This window comes from Pseudomonas sp. MT92 (assembly GCF_058792515.1).
Genome location: NZ_JBXAFA010000005.1, coordinates 401,196 through 420,069 on the forward strand (window position 1 = coordinate 401,196; position 18,874 = coordinate 420,069).

General features: G+C 58.3%; 19 protein-coding genes and 1 tRNA gene. 15 read left to right on the plus strand and 5 right to left on the minus strand.

The features are described 5' to 3' along the window. Positions 1-31 precede the first annotated feature (31 nt). Positions 32-973, minus strand: a complete 942-nt coding sequence (gene ygfZ, locus AC1Q6D_RS12280) for a CAF17-like 4Fe-4S cluster assembly/insertion protein YgfZ (protein ID WP_103405177.1) — start codon at positions 971-973, stop codon at positions 32-34. 149 nt (positions 974-1,122) lie between these two features. Between ygfZ and AC1Q6D_RS12285 the strand changes: the two genes are divergently transcribed. Together AC1Q6D_RS12285 and AC1Q6D_RS12290 are read left to right on the plus strand one after the other, a co-directional pair. Beyond that, a complete protein-coding gene (locus tag AC1Q6D_RS12285; protein ID WP_007898624.1) occupies positions 1,123-1,377 on the plus strand; it encodes an FAD assembly factor SdhE in 255 nt (84 codons plus the stop codon). After that, positions 1,361-1,813 (plus strand): protein YgfX, encoded by a 453-nt coding sequence (locus tag AC1Q6D_RS12290; protein ID WP_103405178.1) that lies wholly within the window; start codon positions 1,361-1,363, stop codon positions 1,811-1,813. The genes AC1Q6D_RS12285 and AC1Q6D_RS12290 overlap by 17 nt, the downstream gene beginning before the upstream one ends. Here AC1Q6D_RS12290 and nadB read toward each other — a convergent pair. Beyond that, entirely contained in the window at positions 1,782-3,398 is a 1,617-nt protein-coding gene (gene nadB, locus AC1Q6D_RS12295; RefSeq protein ID WP_103405179.1) for an L-aspartate oxidase, read from the minus strand. The genes AC1Q6D_RS12290 and nadB overlap by 32 nt on opposite strands. 558 nt (positions 3,399-3,956) lie before the next feature. Here nadB and rpoE point away from each other — a divergent pair. The 4 genes from rpoE (at position 3,957) to AC1Q6D_RS12315 (ending at position 7,732) form a co-directional block, all read left to right on the plus strand. Continuing rightward, the gene (rpoE, locus tag AC1Q6D_RS12300; RefSeq protein ID WP_003172477.1) at positions 3,957-4,538 is read left to right on the plus strand and encodes an RNA polymerase sigma factor RpoE/AlgU; all 582 of its coding nucleotides are present in this window, start codon (positions 3,957-3,959) and stop codon (positions 4,536-4,538) included. A 31-nt stretch (positions 4,539-4,569) separates the two neighbouring features. Further along, entirely contained in the window at positions 4,570-5,157 is a 588-nt protein-coding gene (locus AC1Q6D_RS12305) for a sigma-E factor negative regulatory protein (protein ID WP_103405180.1), read from the plus strand. 8 nt (positions 5,158-5,165) lie between these two features. Beyond that, positions 5,166-6,125, plus strand: a complete 960-nt coding sequence (locus tag AC1Q6D_RS12310; RefSeq protein ID WP_103405181.1) for a MucB/RseB C-terminal domain-containing protein — start codon at positions 5,166-5,168, stop codon at positions 6,123-6,125. A 176-nt stretch (positions 6,126-6,301) separates the two neighbouring features. Next, positions 6,302-7,732, plus strand: a complete 1,431-nt coding sequence (locus AC1Q6D_RS12315; protein WP_047526781.1) for a DegQ family serine endoprotease — start codon at positions 6,302-6,304, stop codon at positions 7,730-7,732. Between the two features lie 71 nt (positions 7,733-7,803). On the opposite strand, the gene AC1Q6D_RS12320 is transcribed toward AC1Q6D_RS12315, so the two are convergent. Then, complete coding sequence (locus AC1Q6D_RS12320; protein WP_047526783.1) at positions 7,804-9,237, minus strand: M48 family metalloprotease; 1,434 nt, start codon at positions 9,235-9,237, stop codon at positions 7,804-7,806. 98 nt (positions 9,238-9,335) lie between these two features. Between AC1Q6D_RS12320 and AC1Q6D_RS12325 the strand changes: the two genes are divergently transcribed. Then, complete coding sequence (locus AC1Q6D_RS12325) at positions 9,336-9,575, plus strand: sulfurtransferase TusA family protein (protein WP_047526784.1); 240 nt, start codon at positions 9,336-9,338, stop codon at positions 9,573-9,575. A 31-nt stretch (positions 9,576-9,606) separates the two neighbouring features. After that, the gene (locus AC1Q6D_RS12330) at positions 9,607-10,677 is read left to right on the plus strand and encodes an AI-2E family transporter (RefSeq protein ID WP_103405182.1); all 1,071 of its coding nucleotides are present in this window, start codon (positions 9,607-9,609) and stop codon (positions 10,675-10,677) included. A gap of 75 nt (positions 10,678-10,752) precedes the next feature. Here the strand turns inward: AC1Q6D_RS12330 and AC1Q6D_RS12335 are convergent, their stop codons facing one another. Both AC1Q6D_RS12335 and AC1Q6D_RS12340 read right to left on the minus strand, forming a co-directional pair. Further along, positions 10,753-11,226, minus strand: a complete 474-nt coding sequence (locus AC1Q6D_RS12335; RefSeq protein WP_103405183.1) for a peroxiredoxin — start codon at positions 11,224-11,226, stop codon at positions 10,753-10,755. A gap of 10 nt (positions 11,227-11,236) precedes the next feature. After that, entirely contained in the window at positions 11,237-11,797 is a 561-nt protein-coding gene (locus tag AC1Q6D_RS12340) for a glycine cleavage system transcriptional repressor (protein ID WP_047526789.1), read from the minus strand. A 327-nt stretch (positions 11,798-12,124) separates the two neighbouring features. On the opposite strand from AC1Q6D_RS12340, the gene dapA reads away from it, so the two are divergent. The 7 genes from dapA to AC1Q6D_RS12375 all read left to right on the plus strand — a co-directional run bounded on the left by dapA (position 12,125) and on the right by AC1Q6D_RS12375 (position 18,854). Next, entirely contained in the window at positions 12,125-13,003 is an 879-nt protein-coding gene (dapA, locus tag AC1Q6D_RS12345; RefSeq protein ID WP_103405184.1) for a 4-hydroxy-tetrahydrodipicolinate synthase, read from the plus strand. Between the two features lie 17 nt (positions 13,004-13,020). Beyond that, a complete protein-coding gene (bamC, locus tag AC1Q6D_RS12350) occupies positions 13,021-14,136 on the plus strand; it encodes an NlpB/DapX family lipoprotein (RefSeq protein ID WP_103405185.1) in 1,116 nt (371 codons plus the stop codon). Positions 14,137-14,140: 4 nt separating this feature from the next. Continuing rightward, on the plus strand, positions 14,141-14,899 hold the full coding sequence (locus tag AC1Q6D_RS12355) for an MBL fold metallo-hydrolase (protein WP_047526792.1): 759 nt from the start codon (positions 14,141-14,143) through the stop codon (positions 14,897-14,899). Between the two features lie 28 nt (positions 14,900-14,927). Continuing rightward, the gene (gene purC, locus AC1Q6D_RS12360; protein ID WP_047526793.1) at positions 14,928-15,641 is read left to right on the plus strand and encodes a phosphoribosylaminoimidazolesuccinocarboxamide synthase; all 714 of its coding nucleotides are present in this window, start codon (positions 14,928-14,930) and stop codon (positions 15,639-15,641) included. Positions 15,642-15,724: 83 nt separating this feature from the next. Then, positions 15,725-15,814, plus strand: a tRNA-Ser gene (locus tag AC1Q6D_RS12365). Positions 15,815-16,153: 339 nt separating this feature from the next. Then, positions 16,154-16,465, plus strand: a complete 312-nt coding sequence (locus AC1Q6D_RS12370) for a hypothetical protein (protein ID WP_103405217.1) — start codon at positions 16,154-16,156, stop codon at positions 16,463-16,465. 169 nt (positions 16,466-16,634) lie between these two features. Then, on the plus strand, positions 16,635-18,854 hold the full coding sequence (locus AC1Q6D_RS12375) for an EAL domain-containing protein (RefSeq protein ID WP_103405186.1): 2,220 nt from the start codon (positions 16,635-16,637) through the stop codon (positions 18,852-18,854). The last annotated feature ends 20 nt before the right edge of the window (positions 18,855-18,874 follow it).

Genomic DNA, 18,874 nt, shown 5'->3' on the forward strand with positions numbered 1-18,874 from the left:
GTTCTCTTGGTGTCGCAAAAAAGTACTGCGGTTAACGCTGGATTTCGCGGTCGCGGTCCAGTTGATAAGGCAGATCGAGCAAGTGCAAGGCCGGGCCGTCGACCGCGCCGACGTGAAGGTCGCCGGCCTCCGCTGCTTCGGCTTGCAGCACCGCCAGCAATTCGATCTGTTGTTCGCCATGGGCGGCCAGTACCACTTCGCCGATTGAACTGCCATGGCTCGGGGAAAACAGCTGGGTGCCAGGTTCAGGCCGTTCGCTGGCGTCCAGTTGCAGGCGATACAGGCGGCGCTTGAGTTTGCCCAGGTATTGCATCCGCGCGACGATTTCCTGGCCGGTGTAGCAACCTTTCTTGAAGCTCACGCCTCCGACAGCCTGCAGGTTAAGCATCTGCGGGATGAACAGCTCGCGGGTGCCCGGCATCACCTGGCCGATCCCTGCGCGGATCTGGCCCAGCAGCCATTGATTCAGGTCGCCTTCGGCAAGCAGGGCGGACAGCTTGCCCTTGATGGCCCCGGCTTGATCGGCGCTGACCCAGAGTTCGGCGCGATCGGGTGAAACGCGAATGGCGATCAGCCCGTCACTGCGCACCACCCGGTCGGTTTCCGCAGGCAGTTCAAGGCCGAGGCTGTCGAGCGCGGCATCGCCATGATCGATGCCGAAGCGGACCCAGGCAGCGCTTTCGTCGGTCAGTTTGGACTTGGAAAATACGGCGTACTTTTTCAGGTCGGCCAGTTGCGGTTCCAGCAATTCGCTGGCCATGGCCATGAGCACGCCGTCACCTTCGAGCAGAATGCGGAAACTCGACTGCATCCGGCCCTTCTGCGTGCAACGCGCGCCGAGGCTGGCCTGGGTATCGCTCAGGTAATTGAGGTTGCAGGTCAATTGACCTTGCAGGAACTTGCCGGCATCCGCGCCGCGGACCGCCAGAACACCTTCATGAGACAGCGTGCAGAAAAAAGCAGAATCGGCCATGGGTCATCGCAGGGTAAAGAATCTGGCGGACATGATAAGGGGGCGCTGTTGAAATGGGTAGTTCACAAAGGTTCGCCGGTGCCCGACCAAAGCCGACTGTTCTACGGGGCGCGGGGCTGTATACTTGCGGCCTATTTGAGGAGCGCTCCATGGTCGAAGATGTTGAACTGAATCGCCTCTACTGGCACAGCCGCCGCGGCATGCTTGAGCTTGACGTGTTGCTGGTGCCGTTTGTCAAAGAGGTTTATCCGCACCTCAACGAGGTTGATCGTGCCTGCTACGTCAGGTTGCTCGAATGCGAAGATCAGGACATGTTCGGCTGGTTCATGGAACGCGCCGAATCGGAAGACCCGGAGCTTCAACGCATGGTCCGCATGATTCTGGACCGTGTTCAGCCCAAGTAACGGTTTCGAATGCCGCTGGCATGCCTCACGGCAGTTGCTGGCGGCGTATCTGTTGGCCCAGCTGTTCGCGTTGGGTTCGCTTTATCTTCTCGCTATTCCGCTTTGGGCCAGTCTGCTCGGCGCCTTTTGCTGTCTGCTGCACGCCGTTTGGGCATTGCCACGCCAGATTCTGCTGACCCACGCGCAGGCCTTTCGCGGCTTGCGGCGCGATGCCGATGGCTGGCAGTTGTGGAGCCGGGCGGCGGGATGGCAAGCGGTGCAGCTTCGTCCGGACAGTATCGCGCTGCCATTAGTGGTGCTGCTGCGGGTTCGTCTGCGGGGGGAGCGGCGCATCCGGTCTGTTTGCGTGCCCCGGGATTCGCAGGCGGCGGATCTGCACCGACGCCTGCGGGTTCGACTCAAGTTCAGCCGGCGTAGGTGGACGGCACCAGAATAGTGTCCAGCGCGACCGGCAGCATCTTCGGATAGTCCAGCGTGTAATGCAGGCCGCGACTTTCCTTGCGCTCCATGGCTGAGCGAATCATCAACTCGGCCACCTGGGCCAGGTTGCGCAACTCGATCAAGTCCCGGCTGACCTTGTAGTTGCTGTAGAACTCGTCGATTTCATCCAGCAGCAGGCGCACTCGGTGCTGGGCCCGTTGCAGGCGCTTGTTGGTGCGCACGATACCCACGTAATCCCACATGAATCGCCGTAGTTCATCCCAGTTGTGCGCAATGATCACGTCCTCATCGGAGTCGGTCACCTGGCTCGCGTCCCAGACCGGCAGGGCGGCGGGGGTCGAAACGTTCGGCAATTGTTCCAGGATATCCGCCGCCGCTGAGCGCGCATACACAAAGCACTCCAGCAGCGAGTTACTGGCCATGCGGTTGGCGCCATGCAGGCCGGTAAAGCTGGTTTCGCCAATCGCATACAGCCCTGGCACGTCGGTGCGACCTTGCTGGTCGACCATGACGCCGCCACAGGTGTAGTGCGCCGCGGGAACTACCGGAATGGGCTGTTTGGTGATGTCGATGGAAAACTCGAGGCAGCGCTCGTACACGGTGGGGAAGTGGGTCTTGATGAAATCTTCGGACTTGTGGCTGATGTCCAGATAGACACAATCGATACCAAGCCTTTTCATTTCATGGTCGATGGCCCGGGCGACGATGTCCCGTGGTGCCAGTTCGGCCCGTGGATCGAAGCGCTGCATGAAACGCTCGCCATTGGGCAGTTTCAGGTGTGCACCTTCGCCGCGCAGGGCTTCGGTGATCAGGAAACTCTTGGCTTGCGGGTGATACAGGCACGTGGGGTGGAACTGGTTGAACTCCAGGTTCGCCACCCGGCAGCCGGATCGCCAGGCCATGGCGATGCCGTCACCGCAGGCGCCGTCGGGGTTGCTGGTATAGAGGTAGACTTTGGCCGCGCCGCCGGAGGCAAGAATCACGAAGCGTGCGCCGTAGGTGTCGACTTCGCCGGTGCCGCGATTGAGCACATAGGCACCCAGGCAGCGATCGCCTTCGAGGCCCAGGCGTTTTTCGGTGATCAGATCGACGGCTACCCGTTGTTCGAGCAACTCGATGTTCGGCCGTTGCTTGGCCTGGGCGAGCAGCGTCCTGAAAATCGCAGCGCCCGTGGCATCGGCCGCATGGATGATACGCCGGTGGCTGTGACCGCCTTCGCGAGTCAGGTGAAACTCGAATCCGCCATCTTCAGTGCCTGACTGTTCATCGCGGGTAAATGGCACGCCCTGATCGATCAGCCATTGAATCGCCTCTTTACTGTGTTCGACGGTAAAGCGCACGGCGTCCTCATGGCACAGGCCACCGCCAGCATTAAGGGTGTCATCGACGTGGGACTCGACGGTGTCGGTGTCGTCGAGGACCGCGGCAACACCGCCTTGCGCCCAGAAGGTCGAGCCATTGGCGAGGTCGCCTTTGCTCAGTACGGCAATGCGCAAATGACCGGGCAAGGTCAGCGCAAGGCTCAAGCCGGCAGCGCCGCTGCCAATTACCAGAACATCGTGTTGAAACTGTTGGCTCATTTCAGGATTCCGCTCAAAGCGACCCGGGTCGGGGTAGGCGCCAGACATCTGGACAGGCAAGTCAGGCAGCCGCGCAGCCCACTAGTATATAGAGAGGGGGAGCGGCACAATACCCGAGCCTATATGGCATTGTGAAACTACCGTGACAGAAAAGACCTGACGCTTCGTCGGATGTTTTTTGCATCGATTCGGCGACAAGTGAACTGTATCGCGGATTTAACAGTCTTTTTCTATTCACAGTCGCACAATGTCGGTTCGGCACGGCTATAAATATTTGGAACTTTTGCCAAAGGCCCAAGATCAATAGACGGTTGCCCGATTCAAGGGACAGTGTCGGCTTCAGCGCAGGAACCGCGGTTGGGTCCTTGCCAGCGAATCCGATGACAAGATTATTTGCGCAGCCGGGCCATCTCGCGCTGCGCTTTTCGTGCGTGCCGAATCAGAGCCCGCAGGAAACTTGCCTGGAGGGGGAGAACTTTTGCGAAAAGCCCGAGTCTATGTTTGCAAGTCCGGTCGTTTAGTTATGCAAGCCTCCTTCGAGCTTATCGAGGAGTGTTCATGCTAACCCAGGAAGAGGATCAGCAACTGGTCGAGCGCGTTCAGCGTGGCGACAAGCGTGCTTTCGATCTGCTAGTGCTGAAATACCAGCACAAAATTCTCGGGTTGATCGTGCGTTTTGTGCACGACACCCATGAAGCCCAGGATGTGGCACAGGAAGCCTTTATCAAGGCGTACCGTGCACTTGGAAATTTTCGCGGGGACAGCGCGTTTTACACGTGGCTTTACCGCATCGCCATTAACACGGCGAAAAACTATCTGGTTTCACGCGGCCGTCGGCCGCCGGATAGCGATGTCAGTTCCGAGGATGCAGAGTTCTACGATGGCGATCATGGCCTCAAGGATCTCGAGTCGCCAGAACGAGCTTTGCTGCGGGATGAGATCGAAGGCACCGTCCATCGAACCATTCAGCAACTGCCAGAAGATTTGCGTACGGCTTTAACTTTACGTGAATTCGATGGTCTGAGTTACGAGGACATTGCGAGCGTTATGCAATGCCCGGTCGGTACCGTGCGCTCCCGGATTTTCCGCGCCCGGGAGGCCATCGATAAAGCCCTGCAGCCGTTGTTGCAGGAAAACTGAAGACAGCGGCGACAGCCAAGAGAGGAACGCCATGAGTCGTGAAGCCCTGCAGGAATCGCTGTCCGCAGTGATGGATAACGAAGCGGACGAGTTGGAATTGCGTCGGGTACTGAGTGCCTGTGACGATGTTGAAACCCGTGATACCTGGGCTCGTTATCAAATCGCTCGGGCGGTGATGCACAAGGATCTGCTGCTTCCACGCCTGGATATCGCTGCGGCCGTATCTGCTGCTCTGGCTGATGAAGCCGTGCCGGCTAAAGCCTCCCGCGGACCATGGCGCAGCCTGGGTCGTCTGGCTGTAGCGGCTTCGGTAACCCTTGCCGTACTGGCCGGTGTTCGTCTGTACAACCAGGACGAGATCGCTGGCGTCGAACTGGCTCAGCAATCCAGTCAACAGAACCTGATTGCTCCTCAAGTTAAAGGCCCAGCCGTTTTGGCAGGCTACAATGAGAGTTCGGAAGCTACTGGTCCCATGGCCAATGGCGTATTGCAAGGTCAACCAGGCTGGCACGATCAGCGTCTGCCGGGCTACTTGCGCCAACATGCTCAACAGGCTGCAATGAAAGGTACCGAGAGCGCTCTGCCTTACGCTCGTGCAGCAAGCCTGGAAAACCGTTAAGGAGGATCATGCGCGCCATACCTCTACTTACGCTTCTGCTTAGTGGCTGGTTCATTGTTCCAGCCCATGCCGATGAAGCCCAGGACTGGTTGACCCGTCTTGGTCAGGCCGAGCAGCAGCACAGCTTTCAGGGTACTTTTGTCTACGAGCGTAACGGTAGTTTTTCTACCCATAAGATCTGGCACCGCGTCCAGGAGGGCAAGGTCCATGAACGCCTGCTCCAGCAGGATGGCTCCGAGCAGGAAGTTGTCCGCATTGACGGGCATACTCAATGCGTCAGCGGCATCCTGATAGCCGGACTTGGGGATTCCCCGAATTCTCCCGCGCGAGCCCTCGATCCTCAAAAGCTCAAGAATTGGTATGACCTTGCTGTCATCGGCAAGTCGCGCGTGGCCGGTCGACCGGCGGTGATCGTTTCACTGACGCCACGCGATCAACACCGCTATGGTTTTGAACTGCATCTGGATAAAGAAACCGGCCTTCCTCTCAAGTCATTGCTACTGAATGACAAAGGACAGTTGTTGGAGCGATTCCAGTTTACGCAACTGGATACCGCCGATGTCCCGTCTGACGCCGAGTTGCAGCCAGGCGCAGATTGCAAGGCGGTCAATCTCGAGAGTGACAAGGCTTCCTCTGTGAAGGCGGCTCAAACTTGGCATTCTGACTGGTTGCCACCCGGTTTCGAGTTGGTCAGCAGCTCGGCTCGCAAGGATCAGGAAACCAAAACCCAAGTCAACAGCTTGATGTATGACGATGGTCTGGCGCGTTTTTCGGTGTTCCTGGAGCCGTTGAACGGCGCGACAGTCACTGACACCCGCACGCAGCTGGGCCCCACCGTTGCCGTTTCCCGAAGCCTGACCACCCCGCAAGGCGGAATGATGGTCACGGTCGTCGGCGAAATTCCGGTCGGCACTGCAGAGCGGATTGCGCTTTCCATGCGCAGTGACGCCGCCGCAACCAAGCAGTAAGCCGAGATAGAAATGTTTCGTGAACATTTCAATTTGCAAAATCCAGTGAATTTTTCTTAAGTCAGAGCCCTCGGCTCTGGCCTTGTTTGTTGTTCCCGGAACAAAAATACCGGCGTATCTTTCTCGGTGTTCCTTGATCCATATCGCTTAACCATGCTCGTCGTAACGGGAGCCGTATGTCGATACCACGCTTGAAGTCTTACCTCTCCATTTTTGCCACAGTACTGGTGCTCGGTCAGGCGGTCGCTGCTCAAGCGGTCGAATTGCCTGATTTCACGCAGCTGGTCGAACAGGCATCGCCTGCGGTGGTCAACATCAGTACCACGCAAAAACTGCCGGACCGCAAAGTGTCGATCCAGGATATGCCTGACCTGGAAGGCTTGCCGCCGGCGCTTCGCGAGTTCTTCGAGCGGGGCATGCCGCAGCAGCCTCGTTCACCGCGGGGCGATCGTCAGCGTGAAGCCCAATCCCTGGGTTCGGGTTTCATCATTTCGCCTGATGGCTACATCCTCACCAACAATCATGTGATCGCCGATGCCGACGAAATTCTCGTGCGTCTGTCCGACCGCAGCGAAATGAAAGCCAAACTGGTCGGCACCGACCCGCGTTCCGACGTGGCGCTGCTGAAAATCGAAGGCAAGGATCTGCCGGTCTTGAAACTGGGCAAATCCCAGGATTTGAAGGCTGGCCAGTGGGTCGTGGCAATCGGTTCGCCATTCGGCTTTGACCATACCGTGACCCAAGGTATCGTCAGTGCCGTCGGTCGTAGCCTGCCAAACGAAAACTACGTGCCGTTCATCCAGACCGACGTGCCGATCAATCCGGGCAACTCCGGTGGTCCGCTGTTCAACCTCAATGGTGAAGTGGTCGGGATCAACTCGCAGATCTATACCCGTTCCGGTGGCTTCATGGGCGTTTCGTTCGCAATCCCTATCGATGTGGCCATGGACGTTTCCAATCAGCTGAAAAGCGGCGGCAAAGTGAGCCGCGGCTGGTTGGGTGTCGTGATTCAGGAAGTGAACAAGGATCTGGCCGAGTCGTTCGGTCTGGAGAAACCGGCCGGTGCGCTGGTTGCTCAGATCCAGGACGACGGCCCGGCTGCCAAGGGTGGTCTGCAAGTCGGTGACGTTATCCTGAGCATGAACGGTCAACCGATCGTCATGTCTGCCGATCTGCCGCACCTTGTGGGCGCATTGAAAGCTGGCTCCAAGGCTAAGCTGGAGGTGATCCGCGACGGTAAGCGCCAGAACGTCGAGCTGACTGTCGGCGCCATTCCTGAGGAAGGCAAAGAGCTGGACAGCCTGCCCAAATCGAGCATCGAGCGCAGCAGTAATCGCCTGGGTGTTTCCGTGGTTGAGCTGACGGATGAGCAGAAAAAAACCTTCGACCTCAAAGGCGGCGTGGTGATCAAGGAAGTCCAGGATGGTCCTGCTTCGATGATTGGCTTGCAGCCAGGAGACGTCATTACTCACCTGAACAATCAGGCCATTGAATCGACCAAGCAATTCACGGAGATCGCCAAGTCGTTGCCGAAGAACCGTTCGGTGTCGATGCGGGTTCTGCGTCAAGGTCGCGCCAGCTTCATCACCTTCAAACTGGCTGAATAATCCGGTTGTAAGCTGAATGAAAAACCGCCTCGAAAGAGGCGGTTTTTTTATGCCTGAAGTTTTTCGGGCACTCAGCCCATCATGTCCTTGATCATGCGTTCCTGCTCCATCAGCTCACGCTGGCGCGCATCGATGCGTGACGACAGCGGGAAGTTGCTGCCAGCCTTGCGCTTGGCGAAATCCAGTTGCTGGATGGCCTGTTTATAGTCGCCTACAAGCGCGAAATACTCGGCACGTGCCTGATGCAGACCGATGATGTTGCCTGACAGGCCGCGCGTTTCGGCAACCTGATACCACACGTCCGGATCATCCGGCCGCGACTTGAGCAGGCCTTCGAGTGCCTTTTCGGCATCGGCGGCACGGTTCTGTTTCAGCAACAGGTCGACGCGCACCTGATTCAGCGGGTAATTGCCTGGGTACTGCGTCAGCATGCGGTCAACTCGGGATTGAGCGTCCGGCAGGCGGTTGTTGGTGATGTCCAGATCGACCTGAGCGAGGTTATAGATGAGCTCGTTCGGCGACTTGGCCAGCAGTGGCTTGAGATTTTCCCGTGCTTCGTTCAATTGGCCGCCCTTGATCTGGGCGATGGCCAGGCCGTAGCGAGCGACATCGCTTTTCGGATTTTCATCCAGCTCGGCGCGGAAACGCTTGGCACCCAAGCCCGGGGTTTCTTCATAGAACAACTGGACCCGTGCGCGAATCAGTTGATAGCGAAGGCTGTCTTCGATACCCCCCTTTGGCGCTTGTTCGGCGCGGTTGCGGGTGTCGGCGATCCGTGATTCGGTGACCGGGTGAGTCAGCAGGAATTCCGGTGGCTTGGCGTCATAACGGTACTGACGCCCCAAGCGCTCGAACATGGTCGGCATCGAGCGCGGGTCGTAGCCGGCTTTTTCCAGATTGAGGATGCCGATACGGTCGGCTTCCTGCTCGTTCTGGCGCGAAAACCGGCGCTGTTCCTGAATCGCTGCCGCCTGCGTACCCGCAATGGCCGCGATACCGGCGTCGCCGGCACCGGCCGCAGCAATCACGATACCCGCCAGCAGGGCGGCCATCATGGGGACTTGCATGCGCTGCTGGGCTTCGACGCCACGGGCAAAGTGACGTTGTGACAAGTGAGCCAATTCGTGAGCCAGTACCGAGGCGTATTCACCTTCGGTCTGGGCGTTGAGGAACAGGCCACCGTTCACCCCGACAATCCCGCCCGGGGCGGCGAAGGCGTTGAGCTGGGGGCTGTTGATCAGGATGAACTCCAGGCGCCGGTCATTGACCTGGCTGGTCTCGACCAGTCGGTAAACGCTGGATTCCACATAGTCCTTGAGCTGCGGGTCGTTGAGCTGCGACACCTGGCTGCGCAACAGTGCCAGCCATGCACGGCCCAACTGGTATTCCTGCTGCGGCGAGACAATGGCAGAGCTGGCGTCGCCGAGTGACGGCAGGTCGTCGGCGAAGCCTGGCGAGGCAAGCAGGCAAGCAAGCGTCAGCAGGGTAGGGCGCAAAAAAGTCATGCACAAAGCCTTAGTCGACAAAGACCTTACTGTAGCCGGACACCAGCGCCGCGACCAGATATTCTAGGCAGCTCAACCACCTGACCAGGAGTGATGCAATGACCGACGCTGTAGCCCATGACGTTGAACTGGACGCCAGTGGCTTGAATTGCCCGTTGCCGTTGCTCAAAGCCAAGATGGAACTCAACCGGATGGCCAGTGGCGCAGTGCTCAAGGTGATTGCCACTGATGCGGGTTCACAGCGCGACTTCCGCACCTTTGTCCGATTGGCCGGTCATACGTTGCTTCGCGAAGAGGATGAAGCGGGCGTTTACCGGTACTGGTTGAAAAAAGCCTGAAACCTGCTGTGTTTGTTCTTAAGGATTTCTAATGTTCAAGGTGTTACGCGACTGGATTCAGCGCTACTTCTCCGATGAAGAAGCCGTGGTTCTAGCCGTCCTGTTGTTCCTGGCGTTCACCGCCGTGCTCACGCTGGGCGGCATGCTTGCGCCAGTGCTGGCCGGGATGGTGCTGGCCTACTTGATGCAGGGCCTGGTGGTGACCCTCGAACGCCTTCGTATACCTGGTGGGGTTGCGGTGGGGTTGGTCTTTGCGTTGTTCATGGGAGTGCTGCTGGTGTTCATCGTGGTCGTGGTGCCGTTGCTCTGGCATCAGTTGATCACGCTGTTCAACGAGTTACCGGGAATGCTCGCCAAGTGGCAGTCACTGTTGTTGCTGCTACCGGAACGCTATCCGCATCTGGTATCTGACGAACAGGTGCTGCAGGCGATTGAAGTGGCGCGGGGCGAGATCGGCAAGTTCGGCCAGTGGGCGCTGACGTTCTCGCTGTCGAGCCTGCCGCTGCTGGTCAATATCATGATCTATCTGGTGTTGGTGCCGATTCTGGTGTTTTTCTTTCTCAAGGACCGGGAGATGATTGGTTTGTGGGTGCGCGGTTACTTGCCTCGTGAGCGCGCGTTGATCACCCGTGTTGCCCACGAGATGAACCGGCAAATCGCCAACTACATTCGCGGCAAGGTCATCGAAATCGTCATCTGCGGTGGCGCGACCTACATCGGTTTCGTTGTACTGGGGCTCAACTACGCGGCGCTGCTGGCGCTGTTAGTGGGGATCTCGGTGGTGGTGCCCTATGTCGGGGCCGTGGTGGTCACTGTGCCGGTGCTGCTGATTGCGCTGTTCCAGTGGGGCTGGAGCGATCAGTTCATCTATTTGATGGCGGTCTACGGCATCATCCAGGTCCTGGACGGAAACGTGCTGGTGCCTTTGCTGTTTTCGGAGGCGGTCAACCTGCACCCGGTGGCGATCATTTGCGCGGTGCTGTTGTTTGGTGGCCTGTGGGGCTTCTGGGGGGTGTTCTTTGCGATTCCCCTGGCGACCCTGTTCAAGGCTGTGCTGGATGCCTGGCCCCGCAAGGAGCCTGTGGTGGCGCCTCTGCTTTAATGACCGAATGGACTGTTAGCGCCAAGGCGCTTTCGCTGGCTGACCAGTGAGAGCGCCGGCGCAGGCGTCAAACAATCAAGCCTTGTTCAGCGCCTGGGCAGCGGCTAAAACCGCATCAACATGCCCCGGCACCTTCACGCCACGCCATTCCTGACGCAACACACCGTTCTTGTCGATCAGGAACGTGCTGCGATCCACGCCCATGTATTCCTTGCCGTAGAGCTTTTTCAGCTTGATCACGTCGAACTGCTGGCAAAGCGCTTCTTCCTTGTCGCTGATCAGCTCGAAGGTGAATGCTTGCTTGGCCTTGAAGTTTTCGTGGGATTTCAGGCTGTCGCGCGACACGCCGAACACCTCGGTGTTGGCGGCTTTGAAGGCTTCGAGCTGATCGCGAAAGCCCTGGCCCTGAGTGGTGCAGCCTGGTGTGCTGTCCTTCGGATAGAAGTAGATCACCACCTGCTTGCCTTTGAGGGCCGCGAGGCTGACGGTCTGTCCGCCGGTGGCGGGTGCTTCGAAATCGGCAACCGGTTGGTCGATAGCAACGGCCATGAAAGCTTCCTTACATTGGGTTTTGTGGGCGCCACGGTTCAATCAGGGCATCCAGGTTCAGCGCGTCGGCGAAGTCGAGGAATTGATCGCGCAACCAACTGATCTGCACACCGGCCGGCAAGGTCACGGTAAACGTGGCGTTAAGCATGGTGCCGCCGGTCTGCGGAGCCTGATAGGTATCGCAAGTCAGGTTTTCCAGCTCGACGTTGTGGTCCATGAAGAACTGGCACAACTCGTTGACGATGTCCGATCGGTAGGCCGAGCTGACGTATGCAACGTAAGGCAGAGCCTGTGGACGATTCTCCAGGGCTGCGCTGCGCACTACATTGACGGTGAACGCGTGCCGTTTCGCCAGCACGGGCAGGCTGCCTTCCAGGCGTGCCAGGGCGTCCCAACTGCCAGAGACTTCGAGGATAAGCGCACTGCACTCGCCGTGGCGTGTCAGGCGTGAGGTAACCACGGCGCAGCGATTTTCATGGCTGGCGCGGCACAGGACGTTAGTCAGCTCCATGGGGTTGGCGCCAAGGGCACTGATGACAAGGAATTGTTCGCGAACTGTGGGGGTGGACATGCAGCATTCCTAAAGCGATGAGCGGTCAATACTTCTGTCGGCTTGTTTTAGCAGGGCGAGCCAGCGGATGCGAATTCAGAAAGCCCGAGGCACAGGTTGCAACGTGCTCCACAATGGCAAGAGCGAGGGGCCGCAACGCTGGATTGGGGCTTGTGATGCCGAAAATGGAGGCTTAAACCCGACGTACGAGCTTGTCAGTATCGATCAAAGTCTGAAGGGTAGCGAAAAGCGACGCTCAGGGGAATGGCGGCAGCGCAGTACTTCGCTTGTACAAGCATCTTGGCGCCAGTACCATTACCGCTCTCTTTTTCCGGCAGGAGCGGTTGCATGATTGCGGGCAGTATGGTGGCACTGGTCACACCCATGGATGCACAGGGTCGTCTCGACTGGGACAGTCTGAGCAAACTGGTGGACTTTCACCTGCAAAACGGCACCCACGCCATCGTGGCGGTCGGCACAACAGGTGAGTCGGCCACTCTTGATGTGAGCGAACACATCGAAGTCATCCGTCGCATAGTGAAGCAGGTCAATGGCCGCATTCCGGTGATCGCCGGTACCGGCGCCAACTCGACCCGTGAAGCCATCGAGCTGACCACCAACGCGAAGACCGCCGGCGCCGATGCCTGCCTGCTGGTCACTCCCTACTACAACAAGCCGACCCAGGAAGGCTTGTACCAGCACTTCAAGGCGATCGCCGAAGCCGTCGATATCCCGCAGATCCTCTATAACGTGCCCGGACGTACCGCTTGCGACATGCAGGCTGAAACCGTGATCCGTCTGTCGACCGTCAAGAACATCATCGGCATCAAGGAAGCCACCGGCGACCTCAAGCGTGCCAAAGCCATTATCGACGGTGTCAGCAGCGATTTCCTGGTGCTCTCCGGTGACGATGCCACCGCAGTCGAGCTGATCCTGCTGGGCGGCAAGGGCAATATTTCGGTCACTGCCAACGTTGCACCGCGCGAAATGGCCGACCTGTGCATCGCTGCGCTGAATGGCGAGGCCGACAAGGCGCGCGCCATCCATGAAAAGCTGATGCCGCTCAATAAAACCCTGTTTATCGAATCCAACCCTATCCCTGTGAAATGGGCGCTGCATGAGATGGGCCTGATGCCGGAAGGCATCCGTCTGCCGCTCACCTGGCTCAGCGCCGAATGTCACGAACCGCTGCGGCAGGCCATGCGCCAGTCCGGCGTTCTGGTTTAATTGAGGAAGCATTACGCATGAAGCGATTGGCCGGACTTTCCGCACTTGCCTTGATCATCTCCAGCACCAGTGGCTGTGGATGGGTCTGGGGCCCGGAAGGTTATTTCCGTGACCGTGGTAGCGATTACCTGCAAGCGCAACAGACTGCACCGATGCAACTGCCGCCGGATGTTCGCACCGCCAAGCGTCTGGATCCGCTGTTGCCGATCCCGCGTAACGTAGCGGACGAAACCGTCAAGGGCGAATACATCGTGCCCCGGCCGCAACCGTTGTCGGCCATTGCCGATGCCAGCGCCTACTCCCTGCAGAAGAGCGGTGACTCGCACTGGATCCTGGCACAAAATCCGCCGGCCGAAGCCTGGCCAGTGGCCGTGCAGTTCTTCCAGGACAACGGTTTCCGTCTGGACGAGCAGCGCCCGCAGACCGGCGAGTTCACCACGACCTGGCAACACTCTGACGAACTGTCCGCCGCCATGGCCAAGCGCCTGAGCGCAGCCGGTGTCGGCACTGACAGCGAAATCCGTGCCCGTGTGCGTATCGAACCGGGCGTGCAACGTAACACCAGTGAAGTCTATGTGGTCACTGCCGAGCGTCCTGCCGGCAGCACCGCCGATGTCGCCTTCACCAACCGTTCGGTCAATACTGGCCTGGACGCGGCACTGGTCGACGACATGCTCGCGAGCATGAGCCGCATCTCGGAGAAGGGCGGTTCGGTCTCCATGCTGGCCTCCCGTGACTTCGAAACGCCAAGCCGTGTCAGCCTGAGCGTTGATGGCAGCGGCAACCCTGTCCTGAACGTCGGTTCGGACCTGGATCGTGCCTGGGCGAGTGTCGGTCGTGCATTGGAACAGGGCGAATGGCGCGTTGAAGACATTAACCGCAGCCTGGGCCTGTACTACATCAACCTGGCGGAAAAAGCCGAGAAGAAGGATGACAAGCCAGGTTTCTTCAGTGGTCTGTTCGGCAGCAAGCCAGACAAGGAACAGCTTGAAGCCCGTGCCGAGCGTTATCAGGTTCGCCTGAGCAAGGTGGGCGACAGTGTTCAGGTCACCGTCGAGAAAAACATCAATACTGTGGCGCCTGCTGATGTAGCGCGCAAAGTGTTGAGCGTGATTCAGGACAACCTGGGCTGATCACATGCGTTTTGCCGTTCTCGGCAGCGGTAGCCAGGGGAACGGCACGCTGATAGCCAGTGCTGATACGTACGTGCTGGTGGATTGTGGTTTCTCCCTGCGGGAAACCGAAAAACGCCTGCTGCGCCTGGGTGTGAACCCTGCGCAGCTGAGCGCGATACTCGTGACCCACGAACATGCCGACCACGTGCATGGCGTGGGTTTGCTGTCTCGGCGCTACAATCTGCCTGTCTACCTCAGTCGCGGGACCTTGCGCGGGATGCGCAAGCCGATTGAACCCGCGGGTTTCCTGGCGGATGGCGAACAACTGCAAGTCGGCGACTTGAGCATCGGTGTCATTGCCGTGGCCCATGATGCGCAGGAACCGACGCAATACGTGTTTAGCGACGGTCAGCGACGCTTTGGCCTGTTGACCGACCTGGGCTCGTACTGCAACAAGGTGCTGGACGGCTATCGGGATCTCGATGCATTGATGATCGAGGCCAACCACTGCCGTGACATGCTGGCTCGCGGTCACTATCCGTACTTTCTTAAGCAGCGGGTAGGCGGCGAACTGGGACATTTGAACAACCATCAGGCGGCATTTCTGGTGGCCGAGTTGGGCTGGAAAGACCTGCAACACCTGGTCCTGGCCCACCTGAGCAGCAAGAACAACTTGCCGCAGCTGGCCCGGCAATGTTTTGTCGACACCCTTGGGTGCGACCCGGACTGGCTGCAACTGGCCGATCAAGATTCAGGGCTCGACTGGCGACACATCGCCTAGCCCATCTACTTACCAAGCGGAGCCCATCATGGAAAAACGTGAAGAACTCTACCGCGGCAAAGCCAAGTCGGTTTACAAGACCGACGACGCTAACCGTTTGATCCTGCTGTTTCGCAACGACACTTCGGCGTTCGACGGCAAGCGCATCGAACAGCTCGACCGCAAAGGCATGGTGAACAACAAGTTCAACGCCTTCATCATGCAGAAACTCGAAGCAGCCGGCGTGCCGACCCAGTTCGACAAACTGCTGGGCGACAACGAGTGCCTGGTCAAGAAGCTGGACATGATCCCGGTCGAGTGCGTCGTGCGTAACTACGCCGCTGGCAGCCTGGTCAAGCGTCTGGGCGTGGAAGAGGGTATGAAGCTCAACCCTTACACCTTCGAACTGTTCCTGAAGGACGACGCCAAGGGCGACCCGTTCATCAACGAATCCCACGTCGTGGCGTTCGGTTGGGGGACGGCTGAGCAACTGGTTCGGATGAAAGAACTGTCGCTCAAGGTCAACGAAGTGCTGAGCAAGTTGTTCGACGACGCAGGCCTGCTGCTGGTCGACTTCAAACTCGAATTCGGCGTGTTCCACGACGGCACCATCGTCTTGGGCGACGAATTCAGCCCGGACGGCTGCCGTCTGTGGGACAAGGCGACCGGCAAGAAAATGGACAAGGACCGCTTCCGTCAGGGCCTCGGTGACGTCATCGAAGCCTACGAAGAAGTCGCCAATCGTCTGGGTGTACCGCTTTAATCGACGCAAGCATCTGATAGCACGGAAAAATTTCGCTTAGGGGGTTCGCTTCCGGCGAAAGTGTTGTTATGATGCGCGCCGTTGGAGAGATGCCAGAGTGGCCGAATGGGACGGATTCGAAATCCGTTGTACCTTCACCGGTACCTAGGGTTCGAATCCCTATCTCTCCGCCATACCTTTACGAAAAAGCCCTGATTATTCAGGGCTTTTTCGTTTCTGTGTTTCTGAAAAAATCTCGGCCCATGACCCTGGATGGCGCAGTGTTTTTCGATCAGGGGCTGATGTCTGTTGCCGCCTACGCCGAATTGATCCAGTCACCGAGATGCCACTGACCCTGTCCTATTTTTACGAATTCTGCAGTCTCCCCTCCAGGCATCCGAGACTGGAAGGAATAGCGATGAGTTTCATGGCAGGTGGAAAATCCATGGGATCGGTTTCGCCATTGATTTGAATCAATAAAACGCCAAGGACTGTGTTGTAAACAGCGCATCAACCTTTTGGGGATGCAGTTGATGAACGATTCCAGCCAGACAACCCGAATTATCTGCAACGACCTCGAACTCGCCGATCAATTGCGCCAATTGCTGGTTCATATAGCACCAGATTGCGAGGTGCTGAGCGCTCCGAGTGATTGCAGTGCCGTGCCGTTTTGCCGCTGGCTCGGTGAGGCGCAATTGGCGTCACCTGGCCTGGTGCAGGCTGCTTTGTTGGATGCTACCGAGGTTTTGGAGCAGACTCGGCACGCCTTCAAATCTCGCGAGCTGGGGCTGCTACGGCGGCGCTTGGTTGCATTGCTGGATAAACTGTCAGACAATCCAGAGTGATGTAAATATGCCATTAGTAGGTTCCGCCTAATGCGGGAACCGGCTTTGCCGAGCAGGACAACGGGCCTGAAAGACGAAGCGCCGTGACACCAGTTCTTGACCAGAACTCGGTGTCGCGGCGTTTTTTTTTGTTAACAGAAAGGAATCTCTACAACACAGGGGTCTGCGAATGAAGGTGACAAAAGATCTGGAGGAGTTGCTCAGGCGTATTCGTCTCGATCACGAGGAAGTTGTCGAACGCTTTCGCTTTCTCGACTGGACGGCCGAAGATGCCGAGCGACTCGGAGCAGCAGCTCAGCACATGGCCCCGGCTCAGCAAGCTTTCGTCGATCATTTGTACCGTCACCTGGCGAACTTCTCTACGCCGTCTGCGTTACTTCGTGCGCCGGAGGTCACCGCACGTTTGAAGCTCAGCCAGGTCGAGTATTACCAGTGTTTGTGGGGCGGGCCCTACGATGACACCTACGTCAACGGCCGTCTGCGCATCGGCGTGATTCACCAACAAGTCGGCCTGGAGTTGAAGTGGTACCTCGGTAGCTACCGTCTTTACCTGGACGACATGCTTAAAAGCGTGTTTGGCGACAGTCAAAACGCCACGCTCTATTCGAGTCTGTTGAAGGCGGTGTTCTTCGACATGACCTTGGCCATCGACACGTACAGCGCGGCTCAGCACAAGGCTCTGGAGGACAGTGAGGCTCGCTTCGCCCGTGCGCTACGCGGTGCCAACGATGGAATCTGGGATTGGCATGTCGATCAGGATCGTCTGTACGTTTCAGAGCGCTGGGCCAGCATGCTCGACCTCAACCGCGACAGCATCGGCGAGAGCAGTGCCAGTTGGTTCGGTCGCGTGCATCCGGACGACCTGCCGGAATTTCGCCAGGCCATCGATGCCCACATAAAAGGGCAGACACCTTCTGTCCATCACGAGTACCGCATCCGCCAAAACAACGGTGGCTATATTTGGGTACTGGTGCGAGGGGTCGCCGAAGTCACGACAGCAGGCCAGCTACGCATGGCTGGTTCACAGTCGGATATCAGTGCACGCAAGGACGCTGAGCAGCGGCTCAATCATGCCGCTCACCATGATCCGCTGACCGGCCTGGCCAACCGTATGCGTCTTGATGAGCAAATGCAGAAAACCTTCATGAAGCGGCGCAAGGGAGGTGCTCACGAGGCGTTGTTGTTCATCGACCTCGACCGCTTCAAGTTGATCAACGATAGCCTCGGTCACAACGTCGGTGATCGCGTGCTGGTAGAAGTGGCACAGCGCTTGAGAGACGCTCTGCGCCCCAGCGATCAGCTGTTCCGCTTCGGCGGAGATGAGTTCATCGTATTGCTTCATGAACTCTCCTGCGAACGCGACGCCGAGCAAATATCCCAACGCATTCTCGACAACTTACATCAACCGCTGCACATGGACGATCGTGTCCTGGTGGTCAGCGCCAGTATCGGCATCGCCCCATTGCATGATCACGGCAAAGCGCTGGATGTCTTGCAGGCCGCCGACCTTGCCCTCTACAGAGCCAAGTCTGCCGGCAAGGCGCGGTTCGCCCACTACAGCGAAGCGTTGCAAGACACCGCGCAACACCATCTGGAACTGGAGTCCGCTCTGGGCCAGGCGCTGCAACACAATGAATTCGAACTGCATTACCAACCGATCTATCGTCTTGAGCAGGGGGCGCCCCTCATGTCCGGGGTCGAAGCGCTGGTACGGTGGCGACATGGCGAACGTTTAATATCGCCCCTGGAGTTCATCCCGGCGCTGGAGGAGTCGGGGGAAATCATCCGCGTTGGCGAATGGGTACTGCGCCAGGCCTGCCAACAGACCCGCCTGTGGCAACTGGCCGGACATGGCCATCTGCGCTGTTCGGTGAACATTTCCAGCCTCCAGTTGCAACAGGCCGACTTCATCCTCCGGGTGATCGACATCCTGCGTGAAAGCGGCCTGCCACCTGCCAGCCTGATCCTGGAGATTACTGAAAGCCAACTGATGCATGACGATCTGGACACATTGGCCTGTCTGAACGAATTGGCCAGTCTTGGCGTGTTGTTGGCGCTGGACGATTTTGGCACCGGTTACTCCTCGCTCGGTTATCTCACACGCTTTCCACTGCACATCCTCAAGCTGGATAAAAGTTTCATCGGCGGCATCCCGTACGACAACAAACAGAGCTCGATCAGCCAGGCGATCATCGGCCTCGGCCGTAGTCTTGGCCTGGAAGTCGTGGCCGAGGGCATCGAGAGCCCGGCACAACTCGACTTTGTGGTGGGTGAAGGCTGCCACTACGCCCAAGGCTACTGGTTTAGCCGACCACGACCTGCTGCGCAGATGCAACGGTTGTTCAGCGGAGAAGACTGTTTCGAGGGGCTCGGATGTCCATTGCTGTAAGCACGGCAGGCACCCAGCGT